The sequence below is a fragment of the Paenibacillus wynnii genome (assembly GCF_030812855.1).
Classification (GTDB): domain Bacteria; phylum Bacillota; class Bacilli; order Paenibacillales; family Paenibacillaceae; genus Paenibacillus_AQ; species Paenibacillus_AQ wynnii_A.
This window is the reverse complement of record NZ_JAUSTK010000009.1, coordinates 183,640-199,862: the sequence shown is the minus strand read 5'-3', so window position 1 is coordinate 199,862 and position 16,223 is coordinate 183,640. Positions and strand designations below refer to the sequence as shown.

Sequence of the window (16,223 nt, the reverse complement as noted above, 5' to 3'; positions counted from 1 at the left end):
GAATTTTGTTAGTCACTGGCCGTGACATGATTCTATCTTACAGAGGCGCTCTTTCTTTTGGCAAACGTCATTTCTTAACACCAACAGGAATGCTTCGTTACTCTCCTCTGATGTTATTTTTTTCAGTTCAAGATATATATAGAAAAAATCAGGCATCTTTTGGAGGCCAATGAAAACTCCATTCCTATTAGTAGGGCACTTTTTAGCCGCTCACATTCACTTGCTTGAATTCAAAATAGCTCGGATGGCCTTGAGCCGATCCATATCTATAGGCATTAACGGATCAGCGTCTACTCTTACAGCTGAACCGAAATGCACTCTCCTTACACCTGATTGTTGAAGGAAGGCTCCGAGATTGTGTTCTGTGAGACCTGCCCCCGCCAGAATCGCCAGCGATTGTTTAGCGGTCAGGCTATTCAGCTTCGCCAGCTGGTCTGCCCCTGCCGGTGCAGTTTCAGCACCTCCAGAGGTAAGGATATCGGTGATCTCTGGATATCGAGACAATACTTTCAGCGCCTCTGTTTGGTTCAGGACTTCATCAAACGCACGATGGAAGGTAACGTCCATTCCATCTGCGGCATGCAAGAGAGTCTTTAAATTCTCCTCATCTACAGTCCCGTCCTGCCGAAGCATACCTATAACAATCCCTAGCCCACCAACAGAGCCTATATGGGTGATATCACGCCGCATCACCTCGATATCCTCTTCGTCATATTGGAAAGACCGAGCATGCGGTCGAATCATCACTCTTACCGGTATGGTTACCGATTCCCGAACTTTCTCTACTAGCGCCAGACTCGGTGTCAAACCCCCTTCACTAAACGCTGTGATGAGCTCAATCCGATCTGCGCCCCCTTTTTCAGCTAGGACTGCGTCCCTTACGGTTGTAGCAATAATTTCTAAAAGCATCCACTTGTTCGCCTCCCTCATCTAAAGAATATTGTAAACACTATTCACATCTATATAATAAATATATGCAAAATAAATGAGCTGCGAAAGGATAGATTCTTAGTGAACACTAATATTACACTGACTTTAGTAGAATCGCTAGATGCCGAACTGGAGCAGAGCTTAAGCCATTTACTGATTAGTGTCGTGGAGGATGGCGCATCAATCGGCTTCTTGCCCCCACTGGATCTTGAAGAGGCTCATCAGTATTGGCAGAACGTAATCCAACCCGGAACTATGCTCTGGATAGCCAAAGAGAAAGATATGATCGTGGGTACGGTACAGTTACATCTGGCATCCAAAGCGAACGCCAGACATCGTGCTGAAATTGCCAAGCTAATGGTACATCCTGAACATCGCAGAAAGGGGATTGCTGGTCTGCTTATGGTCACAGCTGAGGCTGCTGCGGTGTCTGAAGCAAGAGAACTTATTGTGCTCGATACCCGGGAAGGCGATCCTTCCAATATTCTATATCAATCCCTGGGATATATTGAAGGGGGCCGAATTCCCTATTATGCGCGGTCTGCGAACGGTGAACTTCATGCGACTGTTTTCTATTATAAGAAGCTATAGCCTTATCACCTAAAAAAGGGAGCCCGAAGGCTCCCTTTTCCTCAAGTCCCCCTTATTCAGGGGTCCAAATTTTATAATTACCACTCAACGCCAGCAGCGCAAATAAATAAAGACAGTTATCATAGTATCTTCTTACTCCGGTTCGAAGCGGTGTATTCCAGAATAGCTCGACGCATTTCCGGGCATTATCTCCCGTAGCCGCCAGAGAAGCCGCAGCATTAGTGGATAAAAGTCCCACAGGATGCAGAGATTTCTCTTCAAAAGCCTCACCGTCTATCGCGTATCTTCTGTAATCATCGGGCTGTTTGTCTGCAAAAAACGCTTGTATCCTGTTGGCTTCCTCACATGCCCAATGATCTTCACGAAACCATTCCCAATCCAACCCAATATTCGCAGCTACCCGATAAGAATCACTATAGAAATGCCCATAACCTCTCTCGTTATTGGGGGTCCCGTCATAAAAAGCGTACTCCGGTGCTAATCCCGTCACAGGATGACAGGCCATTCTCAAATAATCCCGGCTAGCTTCAGCAGCCTCCTTCCAGAACTGGCGATCCTCAGGATAGGCCCAAAGCGCGAACAGTTCATAGAAATGTGGTAAATGATAAGAGGGATCCGAATATTCACAGTTAGGTACGAATTTGATCAGCTTGTTCTGCGGATTCCACATCGGATAGCCAATTCCGTCTTCCCCTTTATGAATACAAGTACGGAGTAGATCACGAGCTTGTGTAGCGTAATTTAAAGGGGCTTCGCCATCTCCCCAACGGTGAGAAGCGAACAACAGGGCCATCGCAAAAAATTCCTCACCATCCGGTGCGGGTCCGTTTGACAGACGCGATCCGTCCGGATTGCAGGACCAGGCAAAATATCCCGAATTTTCACCGGTTTCCATATACATATAACGTTTAGTCCATCGCCATAGCCTGTCGAACACCTCTTTATGACCCAGTTGAACGGCCATCATCATTCCGTAAGACATGCCTTCACTTCGTACATCAAGGTTGCCCGTATCCAGCATGTAGCCCAGCTCTTCCCCTTGATCATGGTATATCCGTGTTTCTTCGTCGCCTTCAAACAACACCCGCCAAGTATCAGCCAAACGTTCCTGAATTTGTACAGGGTCGTATCCGTATTCCTCCAGTACATTCCGATATTCTCCGGTATGAAAAGCACCTTTATTTTCCGTCATTCGTTACCAGCCTCTCTTATGGATGATCCTTTAATAGATCGTTCTGCCTTGTTCATCCGTAATACCGGATTTACGATAAAAATAAGTATTAATAACATCTCGCCAGTATTTGGCGTGTTCAGCCTGTTCAGCCAGCCGGTCTGCAACCTGCTGGTAACGGCCGGTATCGACTTTACCTAATAGGGCCTCCCATTTCTGTTGTAAACGGTCTGCCTGTTCCGCTCCGAGAAAATGGGTATCATAAATATGCTGAATGACCGTTTTTCCGGATTGCAGGCGGTGATTGTACGGGACATGGTGAAAGAACAACAGCAGTTCATCCGGACATCGTTCCAATGACTCGTAAATTTCAGATTGGGGTGGAAAGTACTGAGCAGCGTAACCCGTACCAGTCGCCGTAGTACGGTCGACGCCCATACCGTTCCGGTCCGCAAAATGATAAGTGCCCCACCGGGAATATTCATACCCATCTACATCTGGGCCATAATGATAGTGAGGGGTTACCATCCAGCCTACACCAAGTGGCGCTGTGTAATTTTCATATATAGGCCACGAATCCATTAACATTTGAAGGACTGTACTCACAACTGTTTTATCATTTCCAAAGGTCATCCGCGTCCACTCCTCCGCAATTTCTTCAGAGGTTAAATCGGAATTCCACGTCAGACGTCCGTAGCCGTACAGGTTAGCCTGCGCCAAGGGATGTCCTGTCCAATTCTCATCGTCACCGATATTCGAGATGGCTGCTATGCCGCTGTATTTCATTTCGAATAGTGAGCCTTCCACAATCTTTTTCACTTTACTGCCGGCACCAGCCGCATGTGTATCAAAATCAAGGGCCCGCTTCCACTGCGGGATCAGATAGCAAAGATGATGCTGCTGTCCGGTATATTCCTGCGTAATTTGAAATTCAATGATCTGATTGGTTTCCTTCATGGCTCCAAACAGCGGAGAAACAGGTTCGCGCACCTGAAAATCCATAGGTCCATTCTTTATCTGCAAAATAACATTGTCGCGGAACCTGCCATCCAGCGGTTTAAAATGTTCATAGGCTGCCCGAGCCCGATCCGTGGAACGATCTCGCCAATCCTGCATACAGTTATAGACGAAGCAGCGCCAAATGACTAGACCTCCATGCCTCTCCAAGGCGTCTGCCAGCATATTGGCTCCGTCTGCGTGATCCCGACCATACGCAAAGGGTCCTGGACGGTGCTCCGAATCTGCCTTAACCAGAAAGCCGCCGAAATCAGGAATATAATCATATATCCGACTCACTGTATTCTCCCACCAAACGTGAACCTTATCATCCAACGGGTCGGCGGTATCCAGACCACCAATTGTAATCGGTGCCGCAAAGTTAATGCTTAGAAAAAGTGTGATCCCATAGGCTCTGAAGAGGTCAGCAAGACGAGCAACATCCGGCAAAAATGGCTCTGTTATGAATGAAGTCTCAATATCGTGAACATTGACATTATTAATGGATATCCCGTTAATCCCTACAGAGGACAATAGTCGGGCATAATCTCTGACCCTACTTACATCCTTTACGATTCGCCCACCTTCATAGAAAATGGAATTCCCAGCATAACCGCGTTCTATCGTAGCATCGGCGTTATCCCATTGATTCATCATGCGAAGCGGGTTAGATGGATATTCCTCTACCTCCAGACCCTCGGGGCTTAATTCTAAAGAGATTAGGCGTAATAAATGAAATACACCGTATAGCACCCCCGTTGCTGAGCCCCCGATCAATTCAAGCCGATTGCCCTCGAGCGCCTGGATCTGCCTTAAGGTAAAAGCATCTCGTTCCAGCTTCCAGCGCGGCCCTTCCTTACGTCCACTCTCAGCATTTTCCTTAGCTATTTGGATATGGAGATAGGAGCCCTTAGGAATTTCGGTCATTATTGCAGGTTCCACATCCAACATAGAACGGGCACCACGCAGAAGTTCCTCAACCGCTGTTGCCACAACACCTGTCAACTCTGCGTCTACAACTATTTGACTAAGAAGCCGACCATAATTATTCCGTATGATCAGGTTATCTACTGGGGCATATTGCAGCCAGGCTTTATACAAAGGACTGTCCGCATATTCCTTAACCGCCCCGTTTTTACTCACCATATTTACCGATCCCCTTTAATTTAATAGGAAATGCCGGTACCAGGTACCGGCAAGGAAGTCTAGCATATGGATGCATGAAGTTACATCTACTTCACAGCAGATTAGCGATCCGATCAAAGGCAGGCTTTGGCCGGTGTTGCTCATCGAACAAGAAAGGCCAATTTTTCCGACCACGGACAGGGAAATCATCCAGCCACGTATAATCGTCAGCTGCTCCCCAAAAAGTAACCGAGCTGATTACGTCACGATATTCCTTCAATAATCGAAATAAAGCTTCATAACGTGTTGCCTGCAGCTCAAGGAGATCGGCACCTGGCGCTGAAAGATCTGTTCTTCGATCTTCGAAGCGGAACATGGACACATCCAGCTCAGTAAGCTGCAGTTGAAGTCCCAACGAAGCATATTTCTCGATAGCTGCACGAATGTCATCCAGGGTTGGATCATATAGATTCCAATGCGCCTGCAAGCCAACGCCGTGGATGGGTACTCCCTGTTCAAGCAGCGACTTTACAAGCGTGTGAATTTTATCCCTTTTGTTGGGGGCGGATTCATTATAGTCGTTGTAGAACAGCAGCGCCTTCGGATCTGCTTCATGGGCATACTCAAATGCTTTAGCGATGAAGTCAGTTCCGGCTATCTCAAGCCACTTGGACGGACGGAGAAGCTCATCTCCATCATCAGCAATAGCCTCGTTCACTACATCCCAGGCATAAATATCCTCCTTGTAGCGTCCCACCACTGTATGAATATGAAACTTTAACCGGTCAAGCAGGAGTTCTTTGCTTGCAGTTCCCCCATTCCTGTCCTGAAACAGCCAATTACTTGTCTGATTGTGCCAGAGCAGTGTATGTCCGCGCATAGCCATGTTATACTTTCGGGCAAAAGCCACTAGCCGATCTGCATCACTAAAGGCGTAAACATCTTCCCCAGGATGCAGGCTTCCGAACTTCATTTCATTCTCAGCTGTAATACTATTGAAGTGATAGGCCAGCAGTTGCTCCTGTGATTGTATAGTCAGAGGATTTACTGCCGCTCCAATCTTAAAATCCTTAGTAAATATAGATTTAAGTGCCGGTTCTCTCATGTATTAAGGACCTCCTAAAGAAACTTACAAGATATGATAATCAAACCAATCAAAGCAGGCTAGCTCCGAAGAAATCGTTCCATTACCTGTTGCATACAACCCGATGACAACACCTGTGAAACCATTTCCTTCAACGCCTTGAGGGGATAAGGAATAAGACGCTCCGGCAGCCAACTCGACCCATTCTTGACCATCCAAGGAATACAACAATGAATAATCTGTAAGTTCGGCCTTAATCTTCAGATATACGCGCTCTGCTGTAGTTGGAACTTCAGCTACGACTTCCGTTTTCCCTCCAACAGTCAAAATCGCAGAAATAACTTTTTGACCCTCTTGTTGGCCCAGAGTAATTTCATAATGCGCATTCTCATCCAATCTGGCACATAATCCAGCCTCGTCACCCGATGCAGGGTTTATGAATTCCAGCAAAGTACTCCATTCAGCCCGAGTATGCTGCTGTCTTCTGCCTACGAACGAAACCTGACCCGCTTCATTCAGATTCCCCGCTTGTCCCCGAAGGGTTAGCCAACCCGGCCGTTCAGTTAGAGACCAGCTCCCCTGAGCCGGATTCCGAAGAAATGTCCATGCAAAAGGCAAGCCCTCATCGTCAAAGTTATCTTTTCCGTAAAGGTTTGGTTGAGGGGAGGCTCCCGGAACCCGTGGAACGCTCATTGCAAGCTTGACCGTCCCTTCGTTGTTATCAATCAAGGGCCAGCCTTCTTCGTTCCAGATTACAGGGGCAAGAAAGGTCTCTCTCCCAAGCACGGTGTAGGTCGAATCAACAAGTCGAACACCAAGAAACACAGCCCACCAATCTCCGTTGCGGTCTTCAATCAAGTCAGCATGCCCTAAGTACTGAATAGGACTTTCCATTTCACTATGGGTTAGAATAGGATGCGGTAATCTATCAAAGGGTCCATAGGGCTGCGAACTCCGTCCTATAATTTCACGATGTTCTTTGGCCGTCCCTCCTGAAGCAGTCATGATATAGTACATTCCATTGATTTTGTACAAGTGTGGTCCTTCCGTCCAAGGTCCGCCATCACCGGTCCAGATTACAACTGGCTCCGTCAAAGCCTTGCCCGTATCAATATCAATCTCATATTGAATAACATGGGAGTCGTAATCCGCTCCCTGCTGCGCGGTGACATAGACTTTGCCGTCCTCATCAAACATAAGGGAAGGATCAATTCCCCCATAGGGAATAATCACTGGATCAGACCAAGGACCTGAAGGATCCGTTGCGGTTACGTAAAAGTTCCCTATCCCCCATACGTCTGTTGTTATCATATAGAAGGTTCCGTTATGATAGCGGATGGTTGGTGCATATATCCCATCGGAGCTTTTACTGCTTCGTGTATCCAACTGACTCATTCGGTTCAGCACATGACCTATTTGTGTCCAGTGAATCAAATCGCGGCTATGAAATATAGGTACACCCGGAAAATACTCGAAGGAGCTGCAAACCAAATAGTAGTCATCCCCTGCCCGCGTAATACTCGGGTCGGGATAGAATCCGGGAAGAATCGGATTCGAGTAAGTAATTGAAGATAAACTCATCATTACTCCTTAACACTCCCCACATTTAAGCCCACTACAAAATATTTCTGCAAGAACGGATAGACACATAAAATCGGAACGGATGCAACAATCGTCACCGCAGCCCGGATCGATATTGGAGTCACCAGCGACAGTGCAGAATTCTCCTTCATCCCTATTCCTGCTGCAACATTCGGGTTACTATTGGAGTTCATGGTCGAGGAGAGCAGCTTCATCAGTTCATACTGCAAAGTACTCAGCTCTTGTTTTGAAGACGTATACAGGAAGGCATCAAACCAAGAATTCCATGCCCCGACAGCAACAAAAAGAGCGATCGTTGCCAGCACCGGCTTACATAAAGGGAAAATAATTCTCATGAAAATTTTGAAGTCTCCTGCGCCATCAATTTTTGCTGATTCTATGAGGCTTTCAGGAAGTGTCCCAATATAGGTTCTTATTACAATCATGTTAAAGGCACTAAGCATAGACGGTATAACATATACCCAAAAGGTGTTTAGCAAATGCAACTGTTTAATCAGGAAATATCCTGGGATTAAGCCTGCACTGAAATACATCGTGAGCACAAATATAACCGTGATCGACTTGCGGAACACATATTCTTTTCGACTTAAGGTGTAGGCAAGCATTGTAGTCAGAAAAATGTTTAACAGCGTAGAGATAACTGTCCGCGCTACCGAAATCCAAAATGCATCATAAATCGTTCCTGAAGCAAAAACCGCCTTATAATTCTGCATCGTCCATTGCCGCGGCCACAAGTAAATCCCGCCGCGAATCGTATCGTTCCCCGCATTTAACGAGACAGCAATTGTATTAAGAAATGGATATAACGTTACCGTTACCAGAATGATCATGAAAATCGTGTTAAATGTATTAAACAGAACAGGCTCGATGCCATTTGATCCTATTCGTTTCTTCATTACAATGCCTGCAGTTTTCTGAGGGCTAACTTGCTCAGTTCCCATGTTTATAACAGCCTCTCTTCCCCAAGCCGTTTAGCAGTCCAGTTCGCCAACAGCAGCAAAGTTATACTAACGACCGTTTTGAAAATACCACCTGCAGTGGCTAATGAATAATTCCCTTGGGCGATCCCGTATTTCAAAACGAAAATATCAATGGTTTCCGACCAATCTACAACGAGACCGTTGCCCAGCAAATACTGCACTTCAAATCCAGCTTCAAGTACATGTCCCACGGACATTATCAATAAAATCACGATTGTTGCTTTAATGCCCGGTAAGGTAACAAACGCCATTTTCTTATAGCGATTCGCTCCATCAATTTCAGCAGCTTCATATAGCGCAGGATCAATAGAAGCGATAGCCGCCAGATAGATGATTGTGTTCCATCCGACTTCCTTCCATACATGTGAAGCCCCTACGATGCCCCAGAAGTATTTCCCTTCACTAAGCCATAGAATCGGTTCACGAATAAGATGCAGTTTCATTAGAACGATGTTGATGATACCGTCATTGATTGACAACGAAGTAGCCACAATCCCGGTAACTATGATCCATGAAAGAAAGTGAGGCAAATAGGAAATGGTCTGTACGGTTCTCTTCCAGAATACCTTCCGAATTTCATTCAATAACAGTGCCAGTACAATCGCAGTCACAAAGCCGAGGATCATGTTAATCAAACCCATAGCAAGTGTATTCCGTAATACTCTTAGGAAGTTATCATCGGTAAGAAGAAACTTAAATTGATCGAAGCCCACCCACTTTTGTTCACTAAAAGGGCGTCCCGGTCTGTAATTCTGAAAGGCCATAGTCCATCCCCATACAGGAACGTAGGCAAAAAGAATAATATAGAACAATAACGGCACAGACATCCATATCAATTGGTTTTGGCTTTTAATAATCGACCAAGTGATCGGTTGCTTCTTTGGTTTCTTAGGATGCCGGACGACTTTTTTTCTCGCTAAGGTCTCATCCATATATAGTTGATCTCCCCACCAAATGCTTATATTTCAGAAGGTGGAAGGCACTGCCCTCCACCTTCTGATTTGTTTAAAGAATCTTTTGCTTATTTACTCCACTTATCAATTCTCCATTTAATTTGCTCATTGATTTTATCTTCATAAGCCTTCACGTTAACTTTACCAATCTGTGCTACATACTCGCTCCAAGCTGAATCAAATTCTGCTGGTTCAGCCAGTATTGCTTTTGGCAGGAACTTTGTAGACAAATCATTCAGTTTCGTATTCACGACTTTAGCCTCGGAACCTTCCACTAGATCGATAGACCAGGCTGGATAATACACAGGGTTCGCTGGTGGCTCACTGAAGAAATCAACGTAACTGTTGAATCCGTAAGCATCTAAGATTTCCTTGTCATAAGGCTTCAGTCCGGCTTGATATTCTTCAATCTGAGAATCCGCACCTGTGGAGTTCCCATCACTATAGCTACCCTCAAGCTTCGGTGCAAAGTCAACAATCGTCTTGGCCTTATTAGCCAATATCCAGGTTGAATCCACTGCGTTATCCCGTTGTTCCTGAGTTCTGATAAATCTGCCTTTCTCATTGACTTCATAATCTTCTCCTTGAATACCCCAGGCGAGTGTCTTCTGCCAATCCTCGGCCATAAGCGCATCCAGCAGTTTGATGATCTTTACCGGATCTTTGGCATTCACGCTAATTCCAAAGCCATTATTTAAATTAAGAACCGGAAGATCACGATAGTAGTCCTTTGTATTGGTATCGAACACAAGAGGAAGGCCTACATAGGTTCTTTCATCCTTCTTTTGAGTCTTTAAGGAATCCTCTGCAGCACCAAAGTTCCAATGTTGGTCAAACATACCCAGAACCGTACCACTGGACAATTTAGCCATGTATTGGTCATAGTTTTGTACGAAGGTTTCTTTGTCAATCAGACCCAGTTCATTAGCCTCGTTAAGCTTCTGGTAGTATTGTTTAGCGTAATCTTTATCGGCAAAAATTTCCGCCACGCCATCTTTAACTACAACTCCGCCATCATTAGGATGACCAATCAGATGCTGAGGTGCATTAAACAGTCCCCAGTTTCTCCAGTCATTATTAAGGATTTCAAATCCGATGGTAGGGCTTCCGTCAATGGTTGGATATTTCTCTTTATATTTGGCAATGAGATCAAAATATTCATCCAGTGTTTTAACCTTCGGATAGCCAAATTCTTTCAGGATCGCCTTTTGAATCCAGAAGGCTGGCCCGCTATAATAAGTACTGTTTACTTTACCGTTGTAGACACCATAGTTCGGCAGGATATAGATGTGTCCATCATTTGGATCCTTCATCATGTTCCAATAGTCCGCATAATGCGCTTTCAAATTCGGTGCATGTTGTTCAATCAGGTCCTCAAGCGGAATATAAGCACCTGCTGCTGTCAATTTTGTATTCCCAGTCATTACATCTGGATAATCTTGACCGGCAATCATAACCCCAAGCTTCTGATTGAGATCGCCTGCCAGATATTCATAATTAAAGGTAGCTCCTAATTCGTCTTTAATCTTTTTGTAAATTTTATTGTCCGGAGTCGGCTGCTGGCCAGCTTGACCAATAAAGACACTGATGTCGAATGGCTCCACCTTACTGCTGTCACTATTCGCTGCAGCTGTTGCTGTTGCTGTGTTCCCTTTGCTTTCAGAATTCGTCTTGTTGTTCCCACCACATCCTGATAGGGTAAAACTTAATGCTAACAACGCAATCAAACTAAGCTTGAACCTTGCTTTTGACTTGCCCCCCATAAAGCACCTCCAATATTTTTGGTGTTGCACAATGATGTAAGCCCTTACAACCCTAATTATAGAAGTGATGGTTTAACGAAAATACGACCTAATTAAAGGAGTACCCCAAAAAAGTTTAGGTCTTGGCATTCTTATATACATTTGGGCACATCTTCATCTTCTTTTCAAATTGCTTGAGAAACTGACTGTAATTGGAATAACCCACTTCCTCGGCAATTTCACAGTTTTTTAATTTATTTAGCTGAAGCAGACGCTCTGCTTCCTGGATTCGAAGATCGTGAAGCTGCTCATTAAAAGGAATACCGTTCTTCTTAATCAATAATTGGCCCAAATAGACCGGATGCATGAAAAAAACCTCAGCCAGCTTCTTTATCGTAAGCCCCTCGCGATAATGCTCCTGGATATAATCATTTATTTGCTTCACGATACCCTGCGATCTTTTCATTTGTTCCAGCAATAAAGTATGAATACACTCCTCGCCACAAGCTAATAAGTTGCTCATTAAAGCATCCAAGGTAACCATTGAATCAAATATTTCGGGTATTCTAAATTTCTTCAGTAAAGTCGCTACCTGAACTTCGCTAGCTTCACGGGTATAGTCTATAATTTTGTAAACAATATGAATGACAATCTTCTTCACTACCTCCGGAGCAATAAGCATCTCTCGAAAACTGTTGGCTGCCGAATCCACGGCTTGATTGAAGCCTGTTTGGTCCAGCAGATTAATAGGTCTAATCATGTCGTCCATAAGTAGCATCTGATCATAGTGGTAATTGAAGGGCATATGGTGTATATCCTGATAGGATAGAATACCGGGAGTAGCCGGATCGTAAAAATAGTGCATTAACGCTTCTTTGGCGGTACGGTAACTGTTCAAGATACTGCTCAAGGATTCCACAGAGGCACCTCTTGCAATAAGCAAATGCTCTCTTGGATACATCTGCTGCAGTTGGTTCAAGGCATAGTAAAGATTGGTATTCTCGTTAGAATCCGAAGAGGAACGTCCATAGACAATTCCGAAACTATTGGGCTCCAGATCAATGAGAAACATGGTACTTTCCTCAGCTACAATGGACGCCGTTCTTCCTCTTAGCTCAGCATATATTCCGGGCACCGTCTGGATCAGACAAAAGTTCCAATCCAATCTGCCTGCGGATAATTCGGTAAGTACCGTGAGGTCTGTCTTATCCTCCGGTTTCTCATTCAATAGTCCCTTTATAAGGGTAACCGCCTGTTCCGATGTGGCCCTTTGATTCAGATTCTGCTTCTGTAGGGCTTGTTCCAGCTCCAGATATATTTCCTTTAACTCTTCTTCGGCTTCTTCAGGGATGATCGGCTTCAACAGATAATGGTTAATTCCGTAGCGTATCGCTGTCTTTGCATATTCAAATTCACTATAACCGCTTAATATAACAAATTTAATGTCCTTCACATTCTCTTGCTTCCAGGCCGCAATCATATCCAGCCCGTTCAACAGCGGCATATTCACATCTGTAATGACCAGATCCGGTCCAAACTGGTGTATCAGCTTCAATCCTTCAACACCGTTACTACAGGTACCACATATTTCAAAGCCAAGTTCTTCCCAATTAATCCATAATTGCAGCCCCTCAAGGGCACTTGGCTCATCATCTATCAATAAAACTTTGAATTTCATGGTCTTTCTCCTTTCCGATACTAATTTATCCGTTCCAGCAGCCTTAGCGGAATGTCAAAGGAGACCACAGTACCTTGATTGGGACTGCTACTGATATCGAAACGTACTTGATCCTCATAATAAAGTTCCAGTCTTCGGTATACATTTCGAATTCCGATATTTGTCTCGGAGGGACCCTCATTCCGAACAGAGAACATTATTTCCTTCAGCAGATTTTCTTCCATGCCTTTCCCATTGTCCGAAATCGTGATATGCAAACGGGCTTCCCGTACGGAAGTTTTCACTTTAATAATTCCAAGTCCCTCCACCGTCTGCAGGCCATGCTTGCAGGAGTTCTCCACCAAAGGCTGCATGCTGAGCTTCGGGATTTTATATTGAAGCGACTGCTCATCAAGCTCGAACTGATATTCAAACTTGTCTCTGAAGCGGAACTTCTCAATTTTCAAATACATTTCAATAAACGTCATTTCTTCTTGAAGGGATACGAGATCTTCCTTCCAGCTAAGCAGCCTCCGGAGCAATCGGGATAGACTTTTTATTATATCTGTAACGTCGGAGTAATTATTTTTGGTACACACAACAAGGATCGCATTTAACGTATTGAACAAGAAATGCGGATTCATCTGACTCTGTAAAAAGTTCAGTTCGGCCCGCACCCTTTCCATCTCCAAATTCTTCTTCTGGATCTCCAACTTATAGACATCATTAATTAGTGAATTCATACGGGAGGTCATCATGTTGAAATTCTGAATTAATCCGCCAATCTCATCGCGGCCTTCGTCGATCTGAATTAAATCGAACTTCTCATTCGTCACCTTGTGCATATGTCTCGACAGCCGCTTCACCCGATAATTATAAGATCTCAACATGATGTATATAAAAATAGAGGTGAGCAAGGTTACAGTGGAGGCCAGAATTCCCGCATACACTCTCATTTCCAGAATGGCTTGGGAAATACGCTCTCCCTCTGTAACTCCAACAATACGCCAACCTTTAATATAGTTTGCTGAGCCTATGGGTACTACATGAACGTCCTCTTGGTTCTTATCATTGGGCAGCTCGAATACAGGATAGGGTTCCTTCGTTCCCCTCTGATAACCGCTTTCTGCTGACATAATAATCTGGTTCTGCTCATTGACCAGGGACAGTCTTAAATAATCCTTCTCTCTAACAATGTAGTCATAGATTTTGCTCAGATCCAAATCAATTCTAAGCAGCTTTTCATACGTACTATAAGATTCATAGTTGTCCATTTTTTCAATTACACTCAGATAGGGTGCTGTAGAGGATTTATTGGTGGTCTCGGCTAAACGGTAAGCGGTAACAAAAAGACGGCTTTTATCAGCCAGGGTCTGCTTATACCAGTCACTTTCTAACTGCTTCGGATTGAGGATATGATAATTGCCCCCGGAAACAATGGAGTTATTATTCGTAAATACACTAATCTGCTGAATTTGATTATTTACCGGCATATAGCTGCTCATACGGTCCCTTAGCTGTTCGTTAAAGGTATCGTAGAAATCCAAAGGGTCCTTATACGTCCGGTCAAGCATCTCATATAGGTTCTTATCGGTAGATAGTGCGTAGCTGACCGCCACCCCTCCCTCAATAAAATCCTGAATATCTTTTCTAGCTCTCTCTAAAGAGATCTCTAGGTTCTGCTGCTCTCTTGACTTAATCAAATCGGTTATCTGATCTAAGAAGACTAGGTTGATGATCATAATCGGAAGAAGTACACCTACGAAATAAATGAGGAAAAATTTATAGTTCAGCGGAATGTTATTGACGATGTTCCCAAATCTAAATTTTCTGATCTTCATAGAGCACCTTTCTTCCCCTATAGCTGCTTGGTTTGGCTTGTATTTTTATATACAGAGGGTACTACCCCGACGATCTTCTTAAATTTATCTATAAAATAGTCTGTATTCGGGTACCCCACTTGTACTGCAATATCGGATATTTTCAGCTGTGTTCTCTTCAGCAGGCTTTTAGCTTCCTCAATCCGTTTCTCGTTCAGATATTCGCTGAAGCTTTGCCCGGCATGTTTTCTGAATAACTGTCCCAAGTAGGTGGAGTTCATATGAAACTGTCTGGCTAAATCCTGAAGCTGCAGCTTAGTGCGAAATTCGCGATCCACATACTGAATCACATTAAAAATCGTATTCCCTTCATTATGCTGCTTCAATTCAAATAAATAGCCATCCGCCAGCGCACACAATCTACCCACATACCGGCTTAGTCTTGTATAGTCATTCTGATCTCCCAAATTCCCATACTCCAACTGCAATGTATTCATGATGCGATTCGGCTCACCATTGATCTCCGCAATCAGCCTGCAAAGGGTCAATTCCAAGTTGGCCACATAGATCTGTACAACCTCATTCGTCAACAGGTTCTCGGCAAAGGACGCAAAGGCCTCTTTCACACCAGATTCTATTCGTTCCGTATCGTGAGCTATAACCCTATCCAACAGCTGTTTGAATTTCTCCTCATGAAGGTCATCATTCTTTTTGGTTTTGGGTATCTCACTATAATAAAAAATCCCGCTTTTCTCTTGATTTCTCTTCTGTTTCCATATTTCCAATGACTGTAGATAGATTCTGCGGATGCCCTGAACACCGATCCTTCTTTCACTAATTGCAAGGATTGCCGGCTCCTGCGAACATTCCATGATAGCTCTGCGAAGCTCGGTTACCATAAGTTCAAGACTGTCCTGGGTAATCGAAGCTGATTGAACTAGAATGCCGGTTTTCCCGGTTCCATCCTGAAAGCAACAAGCCAGACCTCTAGGGAAATAATCTTCTAGTTGCTGCTCCAAAGGATTTGCACCCATAACTATACACAGTAGTTCGGCTTCGTCCTGAAGGTTCATTAACTTCCGGGCTTGAAGCTCCAAATTGTCATCATGCTCCCCTTGAATGAAACGGTTAATCAGGCTGTTCACTACCAAAGACTGCCTCTTGTTAACCATCTTTTGCAAGGCCATTTCATCTTGAATAACGGTACTGAGCCTGCCCAATAAAGCCTCTATTTCCTCATCATCAATCGGTTTTAGTAAATACTCATTTACCTTCTGACGGAGCGCAATTCTGGCATATTTAAAATCATCATATCCGCTGAGGATCACAAACTTGGGAGGGTTGGCCATCAGCTCATTGATTCTTGTAATTAGCTCAAGACCGTTGATCACCGGCATATGGATATCCGTAAGGACCAAATCAGGTTTAAGCTCCTGTATCAGTCTCAATGCATCCGGGCCGCTTAACGCCTCTCCACAAACTTCAAAGCCGTACTTCCCCCAGTCAATCATCGTGGTTAATCCTTCAAGAACCCAAGGCTCATCATCCACGAGCATCACTCTCATCATTTCC

12 protein-coding genes are annotated in these 16,223 nt (G+C 44.4%); 1 reads left to right on the top strand and 11 read right to left on the bottom strand.

The window, feature by feature from the left end; genetic code table 11:
- Positions 1–216: 216 nt before the first annotated feature.
- A complete protein-coding gene (locus J2T20_RS11925; RefSeq protein WP_307588548.1) occupies positions 217–909 on the bottom strand; it encodes a copper homeostasis protein CutC in 693 nt (230 codons plus the stop codon).
- A 102-nt stretch (positions 910–1,011) separates the two neighbouring features.
- Here J2T20_RS11925 and J2T20_RS11920 point away from each other — a divergent pair, with 102 nt between their 5' ends.
- Positions 1,012–1,521: a GNAT family N-acetyltransferase gene (locus J2T20_RS11920; protein ID WP_307588546.1), complete on the top strand. Its 510-nt coding sequence runs from the start codon at positions 1,012–1,014 to the stop codon at positions 1,519–1,521.
- Between the two features lie 52 nt (positions 1,522–1,573).
- Here the strand turns inward: J2T20_RS11920 and J2T20_RS11915 are convergent, their stop codons facing one another.
- The 10 genes from J2T20_RS11915 to J2T20_RS11870 form a co-directional block, all read right to left on the bottom strand.
- Positions 1,574–2,713: a glycosyl hydrolase family 8 gene (locus tag J2T20_RS11915; protein ID WP_307588544.1), complete on the bottom strand. Its 1,140-nt coding sequence runs from the start codon at positions 2,711–2,713 to the stop codon at positions 1,574–1,576.
- Between the two features lie 30 nt (positions 2,714–2,743).
- Positions 2,744–4,834, bottom strand: coding sequence for an alpha-glucuronidase family glycosyl hydrolase (locus tag J2T20_RS11910; protein ID WP_307588542.1), 2,091 nt, complete (start codon positions 4,832–4,834; stop codon positions 2,744–2,746).
- 91 nt (positions 4,835–4,925) lie between these two features.
- Positions 4,926–5,918 carry an endo-1,4-beta-xylanase gene (locus tag J2T20_RS11905; protein ID WP_307588540.1) on the bottom strand — a complete coding sequence of 331 codons (993 nt, stop codon included), beginning with the start codon at positions 5,916–5,918 and terminating at the stop codon, positions 4,926–4,928.
- Positions 5,919–5,942: 24 nt separating this feature from the next.
- A complete protein-coding gene (locus J2T20_RS11900) occupies positions 5,943–7,481 on the bottom strand; it encodes a glycoside hydrolase family 43 protein (RefSeq protein ID WP_307588538.1) in 1,539 nt (512 codons plus the stop codon).
- Positions 7,481–8,395 (bottom strand): carbohydrate ABC transporter permease, encoded by a 915-nt coding sequence (locus tag J2T20_RS11895; RefSeq protein WP_307588561.1) that lies wholly within the window; start codon positions 8,393–8,395, stop codon positions 7,481–7,483. Before J2T20_RS11895 ends, J2T20_RS11900 begins: the two co-directional genes overlap by 1 nt.
- A 47-nt stretch (positions 8,396–8,442) precedes the next feature.
- Positions 8,443–9,411, bottom strand: a complete 969-nt coding sequence (locus tag J2T20_RS11890) for an ABC transporter permease (protein ID WP_307588536.1) — start codon at positions 9,409–9,411, stop codon at positions 8,443–8,445.
- Positions 9,412–9,500: 89 nt separating this feature from the next.
- Entirely contained in the window at positions 9,501–11,195 is a 1,695-nt protein-coding gene (locus J2T20_RS11885) for a sugar ABC transporter substrate-binding protein (protein ID WP_307588534.1), read from the bottom strand.
- Positions 11,196–11,310: 115 nt separating this feature from the next.
- Positions 11,311–12,852 (bottom strand): response regulator transcription factor, encoded by a 1,542-nt coding sequence (locus J2T20_RS11880; protein ID WP_307588532.1) that lies wholly within the window; start codon positions 12,850–12,852, stop codon positions 11,311–11,313.
- A 20-nt stretch (positions 12,853–12,872) separates the two neighbouring features.
- Positions 12,873–14,672 (bottom strand): sensor histidine kinase, encoded by a 1,800-nt coding sequence (locus tag J2T20_RS11875; RefSeq protein WP_307588530.1) that lies wholly within the window; start codon positions 14,670–14,672, stop codon positions 12,873–12,875.
- Positions 14,673–14,689: 17 nt separating this feature from the next.
- On the bottom strand, positions 14,690–16,219 hold the full coding sequence (locus tag J2T20_RS11870) for a response regulator (RefSeq protein ID WP_307588528.1): 1,530 nt from the start codon (positions 16,217–16,219) through the stop codon (positions 14,690–14,692).
- Positions 16,220–16,223: the final 4 nt, after the last annotated feature.

Bases quoted from the DNA above. Each gene is read 5' to 3' on its own strand.
- J2T20_RS11895 (WP_307588561.1), bottom strand. From the start codon at position 8,395: ATGAAGAAACGAATAGGATCAAATGGCATCGAGCCTGTTCTGTTTAAT.
- J2T20_RS11915 (WP_307588544.1), bottom strand. From the start codon at position 2,713: ATGACGGAAAATAAAGGTGCTTTTCATACCGGAGAATATCGGAATGTA.
- J2T20_RS11870 (WP_307588528.1), bottom strand. From the start codon at position 16,219: ATGATGAGAGTGATGCTCGTGGATGATGAGCCTTGGGTTCTTGAAGGA.
- J2T20_RS11900 (WP_307588538.1), bottom strand. From the start codon at position 7,481: ATGATGAGTTTATCTTCAATTACTTACTCGAATCCGATTCTTCCCGGA.
- J2T20_RS11905 (WP_307588540.1), bottom strand. From the start codon at position 5,918: ATGAGAGAACCGGCACTTAAATCTATATTTACTAAGGATTTTAAGATT.
- J2T20_RS11925 (WP_307588548.1), bottom strand. From the start codon at position 909: ATGCTTTTAGAAATTATTGCTACAACCGTAAGGGACGCAGTCCTAGCT.
- J2T20_RS11890 (WP_307588536.1), bottom strand. From the start codon at position 9,411: ATGGATGAGACCTTAGCGAGAAAAAAAGTCGTCCGGCATCCTAAGAAA.
- J2T20_RS11875 (WP_307588530.1), bottom strand. From the start codon at position 14,672: ATGAAGATCAGAAAATTTAGATTTGGGAACATCGTCAATAACATTCCG.
- J2T20_RS11910 (WP_307588542.1), bottom strand. From the start codon at position 4,834: ATGGTGAGTAAAAACGGGGCGGTTAAGGAATATGCGGACAGTCCTTTG.
- J2T20_RS11885 (WP_307588534.1), bottom strand. From the start codon at position 11,195: ATGGGGGGCAAGTCAAAAGCAAGGTTCAAGCTTAGTTTGATTGCGTTG.
- J2T20_RS11880 (WP_307588532.1), bottom strand. From the start codon at position 12,852: ATGAAATTCAAAGTTTTATTGATAGATGATGAGCCAAGTGCCCTTGAG.